The following is a 17,877-nucleotide window of genomic DNA, read 5'->3' on the forward strand; positions in this document are numbered from 1 at the left end:
GCGGCCTCCTGAGGGAGTTGCTTATCCGTGGTGTGTGGTCACCGGCAGCCATCGCAGCCTTCAGGGCCACCGCTTTCCTCTCCATGGGGGGAAACCGCAGAGCAGCAGGAAAGCGGTCATTCACAGCAGGGTGAATCTGGAGCACCTTTGCGGGTGTACCCCTCTGTTTATAGCATAAAAAGCTCTGCCTTCAAAAAAAAAACCTGAAGAGCTGCCGCCCGGATACCAGGATCAGCAACAACCGGAGAGGGCCTCCTTGTTGAAGTTCTTATCCGGAAGGATGGGATAGTCACCGGTGAAACAGGCCAGGCAGAAATGCTCCTTGTCCAGGCCGGTGGCCTCTACCAGGCCGTCCACGCTCAGATAGGTGAGAGAATCCAGTCCAAGGTATTCCCGGACCTTTTCAACGGAGTTATCGGCGGCGATGAGCTGGTCGCTGGAGGGGAAATCGATCCCATAGTAACAGGCGTGGCGGGTGGGTGGGCAACTGACCACCATGTGGACCTCTTTGGCCCCAACCTGTCTCAGGCTCTGGACTCGGCTCCGGCCGGTGGTTCCCCGGATGATGGAGTCCTCGACGATGATGACCCGTTTGCCCCGCAGGAGGCAACGCACCGGGTTGAGCTTGACCCGGACGGAAAAGTCACGCATGGATTGGGTGGGCTGGATAAAGGTCCGGCCCACGTAGTGGTTGCGGATCATGCCCATCTCCATGGGGATGCCCGAGGCATTGGAGTAGCCGATGGCCGCATAGTTGCCGGAGTCGGGAAAGGGCATCACAAAGTCGGCATCGATCTTGGCCTCCCTGGCCAGGATCTCACCCATCCGTTTACGGGCGCGGTAGACGTTGAAGCCAAAGACATCGGAGTCGGGCCGGGCAAAGTAGACGTGTTCAAAGATGCAGAAACTGTCCTTGCAGGGTTCCCAGGGAAAGAGGGTCTTGAGGCCATCCTTGGTGATGATCAGGGCCTCGCCGGGTTCCACCTCGCGGATATATTCCGCTTCGATCAGGTCCAGGGCGCAGGTCTCCGAGGCCACCACATGGGCGCCGTTGTCCAGCACGCCCAGACAGAGCGGCCGGAAACCATGGGGATCGCGTACCGCGATCATGGTATCCTTGGTCATCAGCAAGAGGGAGTAGGCGCCCTTGATCCGGGCAAAGGTCTTGGTGATGGCCTCCTCCAGGCCCAGTTCCAGGTTTTGGGCCATCAGGTGGACCACAATCTCGCTGTCCATGGAGGTCTGGAAGATGGAGCCTTTGGCCTCTAGCTCCTCCCGGAGGGTGATGGAGTTGACCAGGTTGCCGTTATGGGCCACGCTCAGGGGCAGGCCCTTGTGGTGGACCAGGAAGGGCTGGGTGTTGATCACGTTGGATTCGCCGGTGGTGGAGTAGCGGACGTGCCCCACAGCCATGTCCCCCTGGAGGCGCTGGAGGATTCGCTCGGTGAAGACCTCTGGGACCAGTCCCATGTCTTTATGGAGTGCAACCTTGTCGCCATCGGAGGAGACGATGCCGGCGCTCTCCTGGCCACGGTGCTGGAGGGCGTAGAGACCGAAGTAGGCGAGCTTGGCAGCATCCTGGTGGCCGAAAATACCACAGATGCCGCACTCGTGTTTGGGTTTGTCAGGGTGTTGCTGGACAGAGGGCTGGTTATCTTGTGTACGCATGGTGTGCAATAGGCTGGTGCTGGGAGGCAGGAGCTGCAAAAGTGAAAGGCACAAGGAACGATTCCTTGTGCCTGTAAGTCTATGCAAATTTTTGGTCAACTGCCTCAAAGCATTATTTACAACCAGATTACGGGTTTTTTTTCAAGGAAATATGAGGTATTTTGATCAAAATAATAACATTTGCAAAAAAAAACGACCTTGCCATGGATACCAAAAAAAAAGACCAGGCCCAGATCCGACTGACCCAGAGCGTACAGGCAGCCGGTTGAGCTGCTAAGCTTGGCCCAGGGGACCTGGGCCGGATACTCTGCGGACTTGATCTGCCCCAGGATGCAAACCTGATCGTTGGCTCAGAGAGCTGCGAAGACGCCGGGGTCTATCGTCTCAACCAGGATACCGCCCTGATCCAGACCCTGGATTTCTTTACCCCCATCGTGGATGACCCCTTCAGCTTCGGTCAGATCGCGGCCGCCAATGCCCTCTCCGATGTCTATGCCATGGGCGGCACTCCGCTGTTATGCATGAATATCCTGGCCTGCCCGGTCCGAACCATGGCCGACGAGGTCTTCCGCCAGGTCATTGAGGGGGGGCTGTCCAAGGTCAAGGAGGCGGGCGCCCTGTTGGTTGGGGGGCACTCCATAGAGGATCAGGAGTTGAAGTACGGGCTCTCGGTCACAGGTACGGTGCACCCGGACAGGGTTCTGCTCAACAGCGGGGCCCGGGCCGGAGATCGGTTGGTCCTGACCAAGCCCCTGGGAACCGGGATCCTCTCCACCGCCATCAAAGGCGGTCTGGGCTCTGCAGCCCTGGAGGAGCTGGTGGTTTCGACCATGGCCCTCTTGAATCGGGCCCCCATGGAGTGGCTGAACAGTGGCTCGGCAGCCCGACGCAGCGGCGTGCATGCAGCCACGGATATCACCGGCTTCGGCCTGCTGGGCCATCTCCACGAGGTGGCCCAGGCCTCCCAGGTGGCCATAACCGTGCATGCCGACAGGCTGCCCCTGCTGGCGGAGGTCCGGGAATTTGCCGATATGGGCATTATTCCAGAGGGTGCCTATACCAACCGGAAGTTCTACAGCCAGTGGGTGGACTCCAGCTTGGGCGAGCTGGATTCGCTGGAGTTGATCGGCTATGATCCCCAGACCTCGGGGGGGCTGCTGCTGGCCATGGAAGAGAGCTTGGTGGCACCGCTTTTGGCCTGGCTGGAGGAGCAGGGCTATCCGCTGGAGTGCGCAGTCATCGGTCAGGTGGAACAGGGGGGCGTGCCCGGTCGCATCCGGCTGCTCTGATCAGCCGGTCCCGCCGGAGAACGCCCCTCCACCGAGGGAGCTTAGCAGCTGGTCTCGGTGGCCAGGGCCAGGAGCAGCCGGGTCAGGTTGACCATATCATCCAGCTCCACCTGTTCCTCGGTGGAGTGAACGTTGGTCATGCCGGTGGCAATGATGGCCGTGGGCAGGCCGTGACCGGTGAAGATGTTGGCATCGCTGCCGCCTCCGGCCTTCTCGTAACTCATCTCCAGGTCCACAGCCGTTGCCGCCTGGTCCACCCGCCTGAGCAGGTCGCTCTCCCTATCCAAGGCCATCAGCGGGAAGTCCTGGTAGACCTCCATCTCCACCCCGGGGCAGCCTTTGGCACTTCCTGTCGGGTCCTGCCACTGAGCAATCACGGTCTCAAAGGTGGTCCTGATCTCCTGGGTGACCTCCTCCAACCTGGTCGCGCTGTGGCTGCGGACCTCTCCCTCGATCACCACCTTTTCCGGGACAATGTTGGCGGCAACCCCGCCCCTGATGGTGCCGAAGTTGACCGTGGTCTCCTCGTCCAGTCGGCCGCAGGGACACTGGGCCAGGGCCCGGGCCGCGACGGTGATGGCATTGATCCCCCACTCGGGGTGGAGGCCGGCATGGGAGGCTACGCCGCCCACGGTGATGGTCAGCCGGTTGAGGGCCGGTGCATGGGTGATGACCTTGGCAAAGCCGGAGGAGTCCAGGGCATAGCCCTCCCTGGCCTGAATCAGTTGGGGGTCCAGGGCCTTGGCGCCCACCAGGCCGATCTCTTCGCAGGTGGTGATCACCAGCTCCAGAGGCCGATGGGGCCGGTCGTTCTCCCGGAGCACCCGCATCATCTCGATACAGGCTGCCAGGCCGGATTTATCGTCGCTGCCCAGGATGGTCTCCCCGGCGCTGGTGAAGAGGTCGCCGCTGCGCTTGACCTTGACCCCGCGGGCCGGTTCCACCGTGTCCATGTGACAGGAAAAAAAGATCGGCTCCTGGTCCAGGCTGCCGTCAAAACGAAAGATCAGGTTGCCGCAGTCGGCACCGGTGACGGCTGCCGAGTCGTCCTCCACCACCTCTGCCGGGCCCAGCCGGGTCAAGATTCCCTTAAGCAGTTCCGCCACCCGTCCCTCATGGCGCGAGGGGCTGTCGGTTTCACAGAGTTGGGTAAAGATATCGGCCAGTCGTTCTCGTTTAACCTGCATTGCTGTACCTCATCAGGACTACGGCATGGCAGGCGATGCCTTCACCCCTGCCGGTATAGCCCATCTGTTCAGTTGTGGTCGCCTTGATGTTGACGTCCTGGGGGGCGACACCGCAGGATGCGGCCAGATGTTCCTGCATGGCCTTGAGGTGCGGTGCCAGTTTTGGTTGCTGGCAGAGGATGGTGATGTCAGCGTTGCTCAGCTCCAGCCCGGCCTGTCTGGCCTGGGCCATGACCCGGTCGAGGAGGAGGATGCTGGAAATATTCCGGTACTGTTCGTCGTTGTCCGGGAAGTGTCGGCCTATGTCACCTGCCCCCATGGCGCCGAGGACGGCGTCGGTCAGGGCGTGGCAGACCACATCGGCATCGGAGTGGCCGGCCAGGCCGAGCTGGTAGTCAATGGTGACGCCGCCCAGGATCAGGCGGCGGTCGGCAACCAGGCGATGGGCATCAAAGCCGTGACCTATCTTCATGGCAGCTCTCTGGCTAAGGAGGTGTTGGGCCAGCTGGAGGTCGCCGGGCCTGGTGATCTTCAGGTTCTGTTCGTTGCCCTCCACCAGGCGGACGGCAAGCCCGTGGTGTTCCAGCAGCGAGGCCTCGTCGGTCCCCTGGAAACCGCTGCGGGCGGCATGGTCCATGGCCTCCTGGAGCAGGGCGCGCCTGGCAGCCTGGGGGGTCTGGGCCTGCCAGAGATGGCTGCGATCAACGGTGGCCTGGATGATCTGGTCCGGGGCCGCCTGTTTGAGGGTGTCTTTCACCGGGATTGCGGCGATTACGGCGCCATGCTCTGCGGCACCCTGGATGGTGCGGAGGATGGTCTCCCTGTCAATCAGAGGGCGGGCCGCGTCGTGGACCAGGATCAGCTCGATCTCCGGATCAAGGGCTGTCAGCCCGGCCTGGACCGAGTCCTGGCGGCTGGCGCCGCCTGGGGTGAAACGGATGCGGGGGTGGTGTTCCCGGGACAGATTGGGGAGCAGCAGTTCCCTGGTGGTGGCGGCATGATCGGGATGTACCGCGATCACCAGTTGCTCGATGGCAGGGATGGCCAGGAAGGCGGCGCAGGTATGGGCCAGGACCGGCTTGCCAGCAAGCAGGAGCAGCTGTTTCGGGGTTGGGCCGCCCATTCGGGTGCCGCTGCCGGCGGCCGGGATGATGACCCCGGTCCGGAGAGTGGTCGGTGTGGTTCTCTTCACAGGAGTAGAAAAAAAAAAGAGGGGTGAGCTGTAAGCCGAATTCTGTTTCCATCCAGGATGGACCATGATCATTTAGCTGGGACCCCGGTCGCCCGGAGCCTCGTGCAACCTACCCGGAAGTTTCGGACGGGTCGCCCTCAAACACTTCCCTATTTGGTCTTGCACCCGGTGGGGTTTACCCTGCCTCTGCTGTCGCCAGCAGAGCGGTGAGCTCTTACCTCGCCATTTCAACCTTACCTGTGAATGTCAGACATTCCATCGGCGGTGTATTTTCTGTGGCACTTTCCTTCAGTTACCTGAAGTTCGCGTTACGAACCACCGTACCCTGCAGTGTTCGGACTTTCCTCTCCACCAGTATTCTGGCGGAGCGATCATGCGCTCACCCCTCAAGCTTGTTTGGGGTTGATTGCTCTGTTCTGCTTTTGTTTATCCCTGTTGGTCGATTCCCAGGTTGGCCAGTTCATCGGCCCGTTTGTTGCGTGCCCGGGGCACATGGGCCACACTCCAGTTGTCCAGCCCCTTGAGTTGAGCGAGCACCCGGGCGTAGAGCGGCTTCAGGGTCTCGTTCTTTACCCGATACCGACCCTGGATCTGGTAGACGATCAGCTGGGAGTCCAAAAAGATCTCCAACTGACGACAGCCGGCAGCCAGGGCCTGTTCCAGGCCGATGATCAGGGCCTGGTACTCGGCCACATTGTTGGTGCAGGTGCCCAGATACTTCGCGTAGCTCAGTAACTCCTCTCCCTGCTGGTCAAAGAGGACGATCCCGGCTCCTGCCTGGCCCGGGTTACCCCGCGAGGCCCCATCGGTGAACAGGCGGCAGCGTTCCTTGGCCATCGCAGTCCGTTTTTCCTGCTGCACCGGGGGGGGCGGAGGCGTGGGCTCCGTTCCGCTAGCTTCAGCCGGCGCCCTGCCCGAGACCAGGGCCCGAATGGCGGCCGGGGGGCTGGAGGGGAAGAGTTCGGCCAGGAGGGCGTCATCCAGGCGGCTGGCCAGGGTGTCGAGTACCTCTTCCCTGCTGGGTGGACTATTTCTCAACCGCTTCCACCTCTTCCGGGGCTTGTTTCTCTTTGAAGTAGAGCATCCGCTGGCAGTTGGGACAGAGGTTGAGTTTGTTGCCCTTGCGGACCTCGTTGAACTGCTGGGGCGGAATGGTCATGAAGCAGCCCTGACAGACACTCTCAATCACCGGCACCACGGCCAGGTTGTCCCGTTTCTTGAGCAGCATGTTATAGCGTTTCATGTGGGCCTGGCTGAGTTCCTCGGCCAGGACGCCGTGTTTCGTGGTCACCTTCTTGCGGGTGCTGTCAATCTTCTTGATCTCTTTTTCGACCTGAGCCATCTCTTCTTTGAGCAGCTCCTTCTCGCCCTTACAGAGATTCTCCAGCTCGGCGGTCTCGGCCGCGAGTTGCTCAAGCTGCTCCATGATCTGGAGCGTTTTTTCTTCGGTTTCCTTGAGCAGCTTCTTGTTTTCCTCGATCTCCTTGAGCAGGGCCTGGTGTTCGCGACTGGTTTGGACCTGCATCATCTTGTTCTGGCGGTCCTTGATCCTGGCAGCGGCGTCCTCGTTCTCCAGGGCGGTATCGCGTTGCAGTTGTTGCAGGGCTTCATCTTTCCGCTGGCAGCCTGCAATGGCCTCCTCTTTTTCGAGAATCGACTGCTCACGGTCTGTTATGGTTTTCTGCTTGCGGGCAATTGCGCTGTTAAAACCGGCAATTTCAGTGTCGATTTCCTGGAGGTTGATGAGCTTAATTATTTCTTCTTTCAATGGCTTACTCCTTGATCGCCTTACAGAGATTCTTGTCCTGGGGCATGGGCTGGGAGCCGTGTGGTCAGGTCACGGCAGACGCATCCGTTGGCTCAGGGGGGGTTGTTGTTTTTTCAATGAGACGCAGCGGTGGCTGCAGGGCGGCAGTGGTCACCTTCACCGTCCATCCTGCCCTGCTCAGCTGCTGCTCAAGTCGTTGTTTCAGGATCACCATGGCGGGGTTTTCCGTGGCAAAATGGCCGCCGTCAATAATCCAGAAACCTGCATCCTCTGCCCATCGGGCAGTGGCGTGTTTAATCTCCGCAGTGACAAAGACCTCGGCGCCCAGATCCATGGCCAGCTGGGCGTAGTCCCCGCATGAGCCGCCGCAGACGGCAACGGTCCGTACCTGCTGCGGTCTGGGGCCGGCCTCCAAGAGCCAGGGCGGCTTGCAGCTGCTGCGCAGTCGGGCGATGAATTCCAGCGGTGACAGTGGGGCAGCATAGCTCCCTATCCGGCCCAGGCCACAGGCCCTCTCCTCGTTGCAGGGGTGGTCGGCGTTTACCAGGGCCCCGGAGACGGTGAGCCCCAGGCCTGCGGCCAGCACATCGCTGACCCCGCCGGGGGTGGCGTCCAGATTGGTATGGCAACCAATGACGGCTATGTTATGTTGCAGGGCAAGGGCAATGAGGCGACCGATGGGCTGGTCGGTGCGGATGGCTTTTAGGGGGTGGAAGATGGCAGGGTGGTGGGTGATGATCAGGTCGCACCCTCGGGCGACAGCGTCGTTAATCAGGGTCGGCGAGGGGTCCAGGGCAAGGAGGATGCTGCCTATCTCCTGGGAAGGATTGCCGATAAGCAGGCCGACATTGTCCCAGGGCTCAGCCAGAGGTTCGGGGGCAATATCCTGGAGCAGACTGATTAATTCTTGAACCGTTGGCGCCATGTATTACTCTTAGACATAAAGAAAAAGAGGTACATCCCTTGAGGGGTGTACCTCTTTACAGACAATGGAGACCGTGCCTTGCAGGAAGGAGCAGCTACTATTTTTCGCAAGCCGTTGATTGTGTTCAAATGCCTGATCTTTCATTCAGGAAATTTTTGCCGGCAAGGTTCCGGTAAAATGGTGGGCCTACCTGGACTCGAACCAGGGACCGACCGGTTATGAGCCGGTGGCTCTAGCCAACTGAGCTATAGGCCCGAAAAATTCGGTAAACTTAAAATAATAACAAAAAAAAAACTTCGGTCAAGCTTTTTCTCTCTTTAACTGCAAAAAGCCATCGATTTTCCATGGGGTCCTATGTTGTATAACAATCTTATTTATTTTCTGGTGGTGATCTTTGTCTTCTCCACCAAGGACGCGACCGCCACCCCGTGGCTCCCTCCTTTCGCCACCCTGGGCTGTCTGGTCGGGCTGCTGAGCTTGTTTTCCTGGCTGGCACGACGGATCTATTCCCGGAGAAGAGCAGGGCGCTCTCTGGATTATTTTGCCGCCGAGCGGACCCTGACCATCCTTGGGGTGGCCCTGTTCACGGTCATGGTCTATGGCCTGGACCTGAAGTATTATCTCCACGGCCTTTCCTGGGGTGATCGTTTGCCGGTTCTGGAAAACCTGGCCGGCTTGTCTCTGTTCTTTCTGCTCCTCTCCCTGGCCTGGATTCAGGCCAGGGAGAGCTATCAGCAGCTCTTTCATCGCCACTACACACCCTCTGGTTTTGTCCTTACCAATATCAGGACCAATCTGCCCATCGTTCTGCCCTGGGTGGTGCTTTCCCTGGTTTTTGACCTCTTGACCCTGCTGCCGGTGAGCGCGATCCAGGAGGTGCTGCTCTCGCCCTGGGGTGATCTGCTCCTCTTTGCGGTCTTTGTCACCTTTCTGATGATCTTTTTTCCTCCCCTGGTTCGGCGTCTCTGGAACTGTCGTCCCATGCCCCAGGGACCGGTACTCAGCCGGATTCAGGATTTTTGCCGGCAACAGGATTTCCACGCCGAAGTCCTCTATTGGCCCCTGTTTGAGGGGCAGGTCCTCACCGCCGGGGTCATGGGGATCATCCCCAGGTTGCGCTACCTGCTGATCACCCCAGCCCTGCTGGAGGCCCTGGATGAGGCGGAACTGGACAGTGTTCTGGCCCACGAGATCGGTCATGTCAAGAAGAAGCACATGATCCTCTATGTGCTGCTCTTTCTGGGCTTTAGTCTGCTGGCAGGCTCCCTGGCGACCCCGGTGCCCCATCTGATTCTGGCCAGTGACAGCTACTACCGGATCCTGGCCTGGGCCGATATGAGTCCGGAATCTCTGCTGGCCTTGCTGGGGGCCATTCCCCTGCTGGTGCTGCTGCTGGTCTATTTCCGCTTTATCTTCGGCTACTTTATCAGAAATTTTGAGCGACAGGCCGATGCCTTTGTCTTCTCCGCCCAGGAGAGTGGGCGACCCCTGATCAGCTCCTTTGAAAAGATCGCCCGCCTCAGCGGGACCAGGCGCCAGGAGAAAAACTGGCATCACTTCGGGATCGGTGAGCGGATTGAATTTCTGGAACGCTGTGAGCTGGACAGGGGGGAGATCCGTCGCCAGGACCGCAAGGTCTACTGCTCCCTGGCTTGCTATTTCCTTGCCATCCTGGCCCTGGTGTTCACGGTGCAGAGGGTCGACCTCCAGGCACTCTCCCACGGCTATGAGCTGCGCTACGCCGAGGCCGTACTGTTGCAAAAGGCCCGCCAGGAGCCGGGAAACAGTGTCTGGCCCATGCTGCTTGCGGACCTGATGCAGAGCAAAAAGATGGAGAAGGAGGCCATTGCCGCCTATGAACAGGTCCTGGCAATCAAACCCTCCAGCGCCGAGGTGAACAATAATCTGGCCTGGCTCCTGCTCACGGCCAGTGATGTGGCTGTCCGTGATCCCCAGCGGGCCCTCACCCTGGCGCGCACCGCTGCCCTTGTCCGCAGGGAGGGCTTTATCTTTGATACCCTGGCCACCGCCTTCTGGGCCAACGGCCTGGTAGAGGAGGCGCTGCTCCACGAGGCCAAGGCCATCAAGGTGGATCCTGATAATCGACGCTACTATCTCCAGCAGATGGAACGGTTCAAGACCCGGGTCTGGGGGAAGGAGCCGGGACCGGAGAGCGAGCAACAGGGCTAAGGAGGAATGACGCTGCAAGGCCGTGCCCTCTGCTCGAGTTCATGGTGATTGCCGAACCGTTGGCTGGCTCCGGGGAGGAGGGGCAGAGGCTCGGAGGCTTCGCCTGCCTGGGGGTGGGGGAGAAAACTCCCAGGTGAAGTGGACCTGGGGGCTGTTGGCCTGGTCTTGGAGGGCGGCCTAGAAGAGCATCTCCGGGATGGACATCTCGCCCCGGTCATAGAGGGTGGTGAAGGCCTCGATCACCCTGGGTGAGAAGGGCTGTTCCTGGTTCGGTTCCTCACTGTTGGCAACAATCAGGTCCCGTGCCTCCTGGCTGGCGTTTTTTCGGCGCTGGAGGCGGTTGCTTACCAGGGTGTCGTAGTGATCGGCAAGGGCCAGGATTTCGGCACCAAGGGCCCTGGGGTCGTTCTTGTCGTGGCCCTGGCTGTCCCCGCTCTGCTGGTGGGGGGCGACGAGCATGGGGAGAATTCGTTCCAGGGGACTGCCTGTGGTCTCGCTCGGGCGGCGGGGAGAGCTCTCCGGCCCCGGGTCAGGGAGGGGGCTCTCAAGCAGTGAGGTGGCTTTGTGGAGGATGTCCCGGTTGAGGGGGAACTTGCCGATGTCGTGGAGCAGGGCTGCCGAGCGGATGTCTTCGATGGCCTCTTCACTCAGCTCAAACCAGCCGGCTAGCTTGACCGCATAGATCGAGACCCGAAAACAGTGATTCTCGGTCGCCTCGTCCTGGGAGATAAAGTGTCTGAGGATGAAGAGGATGCCCTGGTAGGTCTGGCGGAGTTCCTGGATCTTGCCCTGGAGCTTTTCGTGGAGGGTGCCCATGGCATAGGCGATGACCAGGAGAATCGATCCCCAGGAAACCAGGTGGTACCACTGGCTGCTGCCGCCCAGCCCCATGAGTTCCGGGGAGTGGAAGAGGTCGGGGTTGACGGCACAGATGAAGCCGACCAGCAGGATGCTGGCCAGGGCGGTGAGCAGGGCCTTGCGTCGGCCGAAATAGTAGGCCGACATTACCGTGGGCAGGCTGTAGAGGCCCAGGAGCAGATAGCGGGAGGTAACGGCGTAGTTCAGCATCCCGGAGATTACCACCATGGCGAGAATGATACCGCTTTCCCGGTTGGCGCGGATGCGTTTGGTCCAGCGGTGCCGGTGTTGACTGGCGGTGTGGCGGGTGCTCTCCTGCTCGTTCCGGGTGCTCTCTCCAGAGGGGCGGTGGTGCTCTGCCGGGATAAAGCTTGCCTCTGCCCGGAGGTTGCGCAGCTCTGCCATCACCTTGAGGGCGGTGAGGTGGGGGACGTTTCTGGCCAGCACTACGGGCAGCTTGTCCAGGAGCAGGGGGATCTTGTCCTTGGGGATATTCTTGGCATGTTGCTGGAGATAGGCAACAACCGCTTGCTGTCCATCGTCGGTAGGGGCGGTTTTAAGGATGATAGAGCCTCTGTTCTGCTGCATTGCTCCTGGGAAAAGCGGTGTTGAGGTGAGCGGTTATCTCAGGTATGGTGGGACCTGAAGATGTTGAGGGGTGGGACAGGCCTGTCGGTGCAGCTGTAAGCCTGTTATGCCCGGGTGTCGTTGTGGATCAGGAAGTGGGGGAGATGAGATCTCCCCTGCTTCCCTTGAAGTATAAGAGAAGGTCCGGTCGGCTTGCAAGCACGATCTGTTTTTTTGCAGAGCCAGCAGCAGCTGATGCGGCTGAAGCGGCCGGCAGCTGAGCCGGCAGAGGGAGAGCTATGAAAGGAGAGGCAGGGAGGGGCTGGCTGGTGTGGCTGCAGGGACTGTTGTTGGCGGTGATCGCAGGGGGACTTGTTGGCTTGCGGTTCGGTCTCTTTCCCTGGCGTGCCGTCCTGCTGAGCCTGGCCCTGGCCTGTCTGGGGATGGCCATTGTCGGTTTTCTGAGCCTGCTGCTGCTCTATCTTGACCTCAAGAGGGGGCGGCAGCAGAGGCTGAAGTCGTCTCTGCTGGCCGTGGCCTTGTCGGCGCTGCCCGTGGCTGCGGTCCTGGTTATGGGCGTGCGGGGGAGCGATCTCCCCCCCATCCATGACATCAGCACCGATATGGAGAACCCGCCTGCCTTGCTTGCCGCCCGGCAGCTGCGGCGGCCAGGGGATAACCCCCTGGGCTATGGCGGAGCCGAAGTTGCCCGCCAGCAGGCCGCAGCCTACGGGGAGGTGCAGCCGCTGTTCTCTGTCCTCCCCCAGGCCACCGTCTATCACAGCTGCAGAGAGCTTGTCCGGGAGTTCGGTTGGCAGCTTGTGAGCGAGGATGCCGCCCAGGGGCGTCTGGAGGCCGTGGCAACGACCCCCCTGCTGGGTTTCAAGGATGACGTCGTGATCCTGGTGCAGGCGACGGGGCAGGGGAGTCGGGTGGATCTCCGTTCCGCCTCCCGGGTGGGGGTGAGTGACTTTGGGGCCAACGCCGCTCGGATCGCTGCCTTTTTGAATCGTTTGCAAGAGTTGGAGCCTTGAGCCATGGGAAAAACACGTATTCTGGTCACCAATGATGACGGGGTCTCTGCTCCGGGACTGCGGGCCCTGCGGGAGGCGGTCGATTCCCTGGGAGAGGTGGTGGTGGTCGCTCCGGAGCGGGATAATTCGGCGGTGAGCCATTCTCTGACCATGAATCGGCCGCTCAGGGTGATTGAACTGGAGGCAGGGATCTATATGATGGACGGGACCCCCACCGACTGTGTCACCATTGCCCTGAATAAGATTCTTGAGCGCAAGCCGGATCTGATTGTTTCCGGGATCAATCCAGGCGCCAACCTTGGTGATGACATCAGCTACTCGGGAACGGTCTCTGCCGCCATCGAAGGGACCATGTACGGGATTCCTTCGATAGCCTTTTCTCTGGGCGGCGGTCCGCCCTATGATTTTGAGGTGGCGGCCGGGGTCGCCTGGAAGCTGGCCTCCATGGCCCTGGCCTTTCAGCTGCCTCCGGGCAGTCTGCTCAACGTCAACGTGCCGTCCCTGCCGGCAAAGGAGATCCGCGGGATTCGTTTTACCTGCCAGGGGCGGCGGGTCTACCGGGATGCCATTCAGGAGACCTATGATCCCTGGGGCCGAAAACATTACTGGATCGGCGGCGGTACCGCCCACTGGTCCGGCGGAGAGGAAACCGATGAGCAGGCCCTGCGTGATGGCTGCATCTCGGTGACCCCTATCCAGCTGGATGTGACCAACCATGGTGGGCTCAGTTATCTTGAGCGTCACTGGAAGATGTAGGAGTTGATGTGGCTATCCTGGGAGCACATGAGTCGGTGGCCGGAGGGCTGCAGCTGGCCTTTGAGCGGATCAAGGGGGTGGGGGGCGAGGCCCTCCAGATCTTTACCCGCAACCAGCGGCAGTGGCAGGCGGCAGCGATCAGCGATGAGGAGGTCCTCCTCTTTCAGGAGGCCCGGGCCCGGGCCGGGATGATGCCGGTTGCCTCCCATGCTTCCTACCTGATCAATCTCGCTACCCCTGACCCAGTCAAGGCGGCCCGTTCATGCCGGGCCCTGGCCGATGAGCTGGAGCGCTGCCGTCGCCTGGGGATAGAATCGGTGGTGCTCCACCCCGGCAGCCATGGAGGTGCAGGGGTCGAGGCCGGGCTGGAGCAGGTAGCGGTCAACCTGGATGGCGCCCTGGAGTTGGCCGGGGCAGCGACTGGCGAGGTGCGACTCCTCCTGGAGACCACCGCCGGTCAGGGTACCGGCTTGGGGAGCAGCTTTGCAGAGCTGGGCTGGCTGCTGGCCAACAGCCGCTACCGCGATCGGCTGGGGATCTGTGTGGACACCTGTCATATCTTTGCCGCCGGCTACGATCTTCGCGATAAGTGCAGCTATGAACAGACCTTTGCCGCCCTGGACGAGCAGGTCGGACTGGAGCAGGTCTGTTTCTTTCATCTCAACGATTCCAAGAAAGCGTGCGCCAGCCGGGTGGACCGCCATGAACATATCGGCAAGGGCTGTATCGGCCTGGAGGGATTCCGCCTCCTGGTCAATGACTCCAGGTTCCGTCGCCACCCCATGACCCTGGAGACGCCCAAGGGCAAGGATCTGGAGGAGGATCGGCAGAATCTGGCTGTGCTTCGTTCCCTCCAGGCTTCAGCTCTCTGAGGACCAGGGCGAGCGAGGGCGCGTCGCTTCCTGGTTCTTCACTCCGGCCGCTCCTGGGGTTTGGTCGTTCCCTCCAGCCGAATGGAGGCGGTGGTTGAATGGTCACTCCTCAAGCCGTCCCGGTCCACGGCCATGACCTGAAAGCGATACTCTTTGCCTTGCTCGAGCTGCTTTTTGAGCAGCAGGGTGTTGGTCGCTGTCTGCCCCACCTCCTGATTGAGAAATCCCACCGAGATAACCAGGTAGCGGGCTATGTCCTCTTCCCGGTTGTGCTGCCACTGCAGCCGGAGCCCCTGTTCCAGTTGCTCCACCTCCAGGCCAACGGGCGGAGCCGGGCGCGGTTTGGTGGTGGCCCGCACAGCCGGGGAAAATTTTCCCTTGAGCCCGTCGTGATCAATGGCCCGAACCGCATACCAGTAACTTTGGCCATCCCCCAGGGAACCATCCTTGAAACGGTGTTGGCCGGCTGCAACGGTGCCTACCCTCTGGTCGAGGTTGTCGGCCAACTCGCCGCGGTAGATCTCGTAGGCCCTGATATCCTTCTCCTGGTTGGCCTGCCAGCTCAGCTCTACCTTCTTGACCAGTTGACGGCTGGGGACAACCCCCGCCACTGCCGCCGGTACAGGCTTGGTGAGCCCGGAGGTGATCTGGGAGTCAGGGGAGGAGACATCCACCACGTTGATGGCCTGGAGTCGGTAGTAGTAGCGGCTGTTGTCGGCCAGCGGGCGGTTAAAGCTGCCGCTGTCCACATACCCCTGGGTGAGGCGGCCGTCGATGGAGGCGATCAGGGTAAAGGGCCCCTCGTGCCGGCTTGCCCTGAACAGGGCGTAGCCCTTGATATGGGGATCGTTGCCGGCACGCCAGGAGAGAGAGACCCTGCGGGCCTGGTTATCCTGGGCCTTGAGCCGGGTCGGCGCTGATGGCCCCCCCTTGGTCAGGGCCGAGGTGACGGGGGAATCAGGGCTCTCCAGCTCCACCCTGTTGCGGCTGCGGATGGTGTAGTAGTAGGTGGTGTTGTCGCGTAGTTTGCCGTAGCGTTCATAGGAGTGGGCCTGACCCCGGTCGACATAGCTCTGTTGATCACTGTCATCGAGTTCAACAATCTTGGTAAATGGCCCTGCCGCCTGGGTGGCTCGGTAGATGGCATAGCCGGTGACGTTGGGGTCTGAGGCGAGCTCCCAGGAGAGGGGGATCTGGCGCAGACCGCTTCCTGTGGCCTTGAATTTGCGCACCGGCAGGGGGGCGCCGGTGGTGGTGATGGTGAAGGGGCGCTGGGGGATGTTGGCCAGGCCGTTCTGGTCCAGGCCGATCACGGTGTAGTAGTAGCTGGTGGCGTCTTTCAGCTTTCTGTCTTCCAGGATCAGGGGGCCGGAGTCATTGGCAACGGCCTCGTCCACGGGGTGGAAGACCGCCGTGGCCGAGTCGGCGCGGAGGAGCTGGTAACTGCTGTGGATATAGCTGGGGCTGGGGTGAAGCACCACGCGCGCCCCCCGGATGCGCCCCTCTTTGGAGAGGACGGTGGGGGGCTGGATCCTGGGAGAGAAGACGGCACCCCGCTGGATCAGCTCTTCGAGCAGGAGCTTGCAGCCTTTAACGATGCCTGTCTGGAGGGTTTTCTGGTCCGTGGCCTCCTCCGGGGCGGTGATGGTGATGGTCCAGGCCGCTTGCGTCGTGGCTATGTCCAGCAGTCGGATCCGCAGCTGGCTGGAGGCCTTGGGGCTGAGCGCGCCAACAGCCGATGGTTTGCGGCTCAGCTGACTGCTGACGACTCCCCTGGCCTTGAGTCGTTTGCCCATGGCCACGGCTGCGCTCCCGACATCGTCGGCCTCTCCCCCTGGGGACGCTTCCCGGTCCAGGGCCTCGTCAGCCGCTATCAACAGGTACTTGTTGGTCCGGTCCAGCTCCTGGTAGAGGAGGCTGCTCAGTTCGCTCAGTTCGTTCAGTAGGGCGGGGCTGGGCGCCTCTCCCGGGGCGGTCTCGTCAGCCCGGACAGGCAGCACCGCGACCCGGTGATAGATGCGGTTCTTGGCAGCGGCCTGCAACTCGACCTTGATCTTTGGCTGTGAGCTCGCTCCGGTTTGAGCAGGGCTTGTACCCGGCAGGCAGAGCAGCAGGGCCAGGAGCAGGGGCAGGAGGACGGCAAGAGCCGGCCCGGTCGGACGGCCATGACGGGGCAGCACAGGGGCGGGCAAGGGGGGGGGCGTTTTCATGGGGGACTCCTCAACTCCGGTTGGGCGACCTGACCGCTCAGCCGGAGGACGTGGGCTTTGGTTTCTTCCAGATCGATGCTCAGGATCTGGCGCTCTTCCACCACCAGGCGGCCATGGACGATCACCGAGCGGACAGCATGACCGCTGCCGCTGTAGACCAGGGTGTTGGGGCTGTAGAACGGTTGCATCCTGGGTTGGTGGAGATCGATGAGCAGGATGTCGGCCAGCTTTCCCGGATGAAGGGCGCCGAGGTCGTCGGCCAGGCCCAGGGCAGCAGCTCCGCCCCGGGCGGCGGCGTGGAGGATCTGCTCCGCCGGTACGGCCACCGGGTCCAGGCTGGGGATCTTGTGAATCTTGGCGGCCAGGCCCATCTCCTTGAACAGGTCCAGGCTGTTGTTGGAGGCCGCGCCGTCCGTGCCCAGGCCGACCCGGATCCCCCGCTCCAGCATCCGGGGCAGGGGGGCAATGCCTGAGGCCAGCTTGAGGTTGCTCTGGGGGCAGAGGATCACCCCGCACTCCCTGTCAGCCAGGATGTCCAGGTCCTGGTCATCGACCCAGACGCAGTGGACACAGATGGTGTCCCTGTCCAGGATGCCCAGGGCATCCAGGTGCCGGGTCGGCGTAGCCCCCTGGGGGGAGGAGATCAGGCTGTGCTCCTGGGAGGTCTCTGCCAGGTGAAGAAACAGCGGTACCCGGCGTCCTCTGGCCAGCTCTTTGGCCCGGATCAGGGTCTCGGCTGAGCAGGTATAGGGGGCATGGGCAAAGAGGGCCGGGCTGATCAGGGGATCCTGGTCCTGCCAGGCGTCAAGGAAGGAGGCTGCCCTGGTCAGTCTCTCCCCTGGGTCAGGGACCCCGGGAGCCGGGAAGTCGATGATCGCCTGGCTGGGGATGGCCCGGAGCCCTGCCTCGGCAAAGGCCCGGGCCACCTCCTCTTCAAAAAAATAGCCGTCGGCCACGGTGGTGGTGCCGCTTAAGAGCATCTCGGCGGCAGCCAGCTTGCTGCACCAGTAGGCCATCTCCGCGCTGACATGGCGGGCCTCTGCAGGGAAGATATGCTCGTTCAGCCAGGAGGAGAGGGCCAGGTCGTCGGCCATGCCCCGGAACAGGGTCATGGGGGCGTGGCAGTGGCCGTTGATCAGGCCGGGCATGGCCAGGTCTCCCTGGCCGTCTATGACCGTCCCGCCGGTGGAGGAGGGGCACTCTTCCATGGGGCCGGAGGCGAGGATCCGGCTGCCGGAGACGGCGATGAATCCCGGCGCGATCAGTTGCTCCCTGCCGGGCTCTGGCAGGAGGCTGCAGTTGGTGATCAGCAAATCAATAGGCATGGTCGGTTACAGGCTTGGCTGGTTCATGGTGACGGG

General features: G+C 61.6%; 14 protein-coding genes, 1 tRNA gene and 1 other RNA gene. 5 read left to right on the top strand and 11 right to left on the bottom strand.

Annotated features, from left to right (window positions below; genetic code table 11):
• Window positions 1–231: 231 nt before the first annotated feature.
• Entirely contained in the window at window positions 232–1,668 is a 1,437-nt protein-coding gene (gene purF, locus G494_RS24660) for an amidophosphoribosyltransferase (RefSeq protein ID WP_035247782.1), read from the bottom strand.
• A gap of 203 nt (window positions 1,669–1,871) precedes the next feature.
• Between purF and selD the strand changes: the two genes are divergently transcribed.
• Entirely contained in the window at window positions 1,872–2,957 is a 1,086-nt protein-coding gene (gene selD, locus G494_RS0119855; protein WP_084457173.1) for a selenide, water dikinase SelD, read from the top strand.
• A gap of 41 nt (window positions 2,958–2,998) precedes the next feature.
• On the opposite strand, the gene G494_RS0119860 is transcribed toward selD, so the two are convergent.
• The 7 genes from G494_RS0119860 to G494_RS0119885 all read right to left on the bottom strand — a co-directional run bounded on the left by G494_RS0119860 (window position 2,999) and on the right by G494_RS0119885 (window position 8,284).
• Window positions 2,999–4,144 (bottom strand): M20/M25/M40 family metallo-hydrolase, encoded by a 1,146-nt coding sequence (locus G494_RS0119860; RefSeq protein ID WP_028585915.1) that lies wholly within the window; start codon window positions 4,142–4,144, stop codon window positions 2,999–3,001.
• Complete coding sequence (gene ispD, locus G494_RS27995) at window positions 4,134–5,336, bottom strand: 2-C-methyl-D-erythritol 4-phosphate cytidylyltransferase (RefSeq protein ID WP_028585916.1); 1,203 nt, start codon at window positions 5,334–5,336, stop codon at window positions 4,134–4,136. The genes G494_RS0119860 and ispD overlap by 11 nt, the downstream gene beginning before the upstream one ends.
• A 15-nt stretch (window positions 5,337–5,351) precedes the next feature.
• An RNA gene (rnpB, locus tag G494_RS25900) (RNase P RNA component class A) lies at window positions 5,352–5,723 on the bottom strand.
• 39 nt (window positions 5,724–5,762) lie between these two features.
• The gene (locus G494_RS0119870) at window positions 5,763–6,374 is read right to left on the bottom strand and encodes a ribonuclease HI family protein (RefSeq protein ID WP_051305908.1); all 612 of its coding nucleotides are present in this window, start codon (window positions 6,372–6,374) and stop codon (window positions 5,763–5,765) included.
• Window positions 6,364–7,104 (bottom strand): zinc ribbon domain-containing protein, encoded by a 741-nt coding sequence (locus G494_RS0119875; RefSeq protein WP_028585918.1) that lies wholly within the window; start codon window positions 7,102–7,104, stop codon window positions 6,364–6,366. Before G494_RS0119875 ends, G494_RS0119870 begins: the two co-directional genes overlap by 11 nt.
• Window positions 7,105–7,168: 64 nt before the next feature.
• Window positions 7,169–8,029: a Nif3-like dinuclear metal center hexameric protein gene (locus tag G494_RS24665; RefSeq protein ID WP_051305909.1), complete on the bottom strand. Its 861-nt coding sequence runs from the start codon at window positions 8,027–8,029 to the stop codon at window positions 7,169–7,171.
• 178 nt (window positions 8,030–8,207) lie between these two features.
• Window positions 8,208–8,284: transfer RNA gene (locus G494_RS0119885), tRNA-Ile, on the bottom strand.
• 99 nt (window positions 8,285–8,383) lie between these two features.
• On the opposite strand from G494_RS0119885, the gene G494_RS0119890 reads away from it, so the two are divergent.
• Entirely contained in the window at window positions 8,384–10,219 is a 1,836-nt protein-coding gene (locus G494_RS0119890) for a M48 family metallopeptidase (protein ID WP_028585919.1), read from the top strand.
• Window positions 10,220–10,396: 177 nt separating this feature from the next.
• Here the strand turns inward: G494_RS0119890 and G494_RS0119900 are convergent, their stop codons facing one another.
• Window positions 10,397–11,665: an HD-GYP domain-containing protein gene (locus G494_RS0119900; RefSeq protein WP_028585920.1), complete on the bottom strand. Its 1,269-nt coding sequence runs from the start codon at window positions 11,663–11,665 to the stop codon at window positions 10,397–10,399.
• A 278-nt stretch (window positions 11,666–11,943) separates the two neighbouring features.
• Here G494_RS0119900 and G494_RS24670 point away from each other — a divergent pair, with 278 nt between their 5' ends.
• From G494_RS24670 to G494_RS0119915, 3 genes are read left to right on the top strand one after another with little or no spacing between them, the layout of a single operon-like run.
• Window positions 11,944–12,678 carry a DUF1499 domain-containing protein gene (locus tag G494_RS24670; protein WP_051305910.1) on the top strand — a complete coding sequence of 245 codons (735 nt, stop codon included), beginning with the start codon at window positions 11,944–11,946 and terminating at the stop codon, window positions 12,676–12,678.
• Between the two features lie 3 nt (window positions 12,679–12,681).
• Window positions 12,682–13,434, top strand: coding sequence for a 5'/3'-nucleotidase SurE (gene surE, locus G494_RS0119910; RefSeq protein WP_028585921.1), 753 nt, complete (start codon window positions 12,682–12,684; stop codon window positions 13,432–13,434).
• 8 nt (window positions 13,435–13,442) lie between these two features.
• Complete coding sequence (locus tag G494_RS0119915; RefSeq protein ID WP_028585922.1) at window positions 13,443–14,306, top strand: deoxyribonuclease IV; 864 nt, start codon at window positions 13,443–13,445, stop codon at window positions 14,304–14,306.
• 38 nt (window positions 14,307–14,344) lie between these two features.
• Here the strand turns inward: G494_RS0119915 and G494_RS0119920 are convergent, their stop codons facing one another.
• Window positions 14,345–16,516 carry a fibronectin type III domain-containing protein gene (locus G494_RS0119920; protein ID WP_028585923.1) on the bottom strand — a complete coding sequence of 724 codons (2,172 nt, stop codon included), beginning with the start codon at window positions 16,514–16,516 and terminating at the stop codon, window positions 14,345–14,347.
• The gene (locus G494_RS0119925) at window positions 16,513–17,841 is read right to left on the bottom strand and encodes an amidohydrolase (RefSeq protein WP_028585924.1); all 1,329 of its coding nucleotides are present in this window, start codon (window positions 17,839–17,841) and stop codon (window positions 16,513–16,515) included. The genes G494_RS0119920 and G494_RS0119925 overlap by 4 nt, the downstream gene beginning before the upstream one ends.
• Between the last annotated feature and the right edge of the window lie 36 nt (window positions 17,842–17,877).

It is taken from the genome of Desulfogranum mediterraneum DSM 13871 (assembly GCF_000429965.1).
In the GTDB taxonomy this organism is placed as follows: domain Bacteria; phylum Desulfobacterota; class Desulfobulbia; order Desulfobulbales; family Desulfobulbaceae; genus Desulfogranum; species Desulfogranum mediterraneum.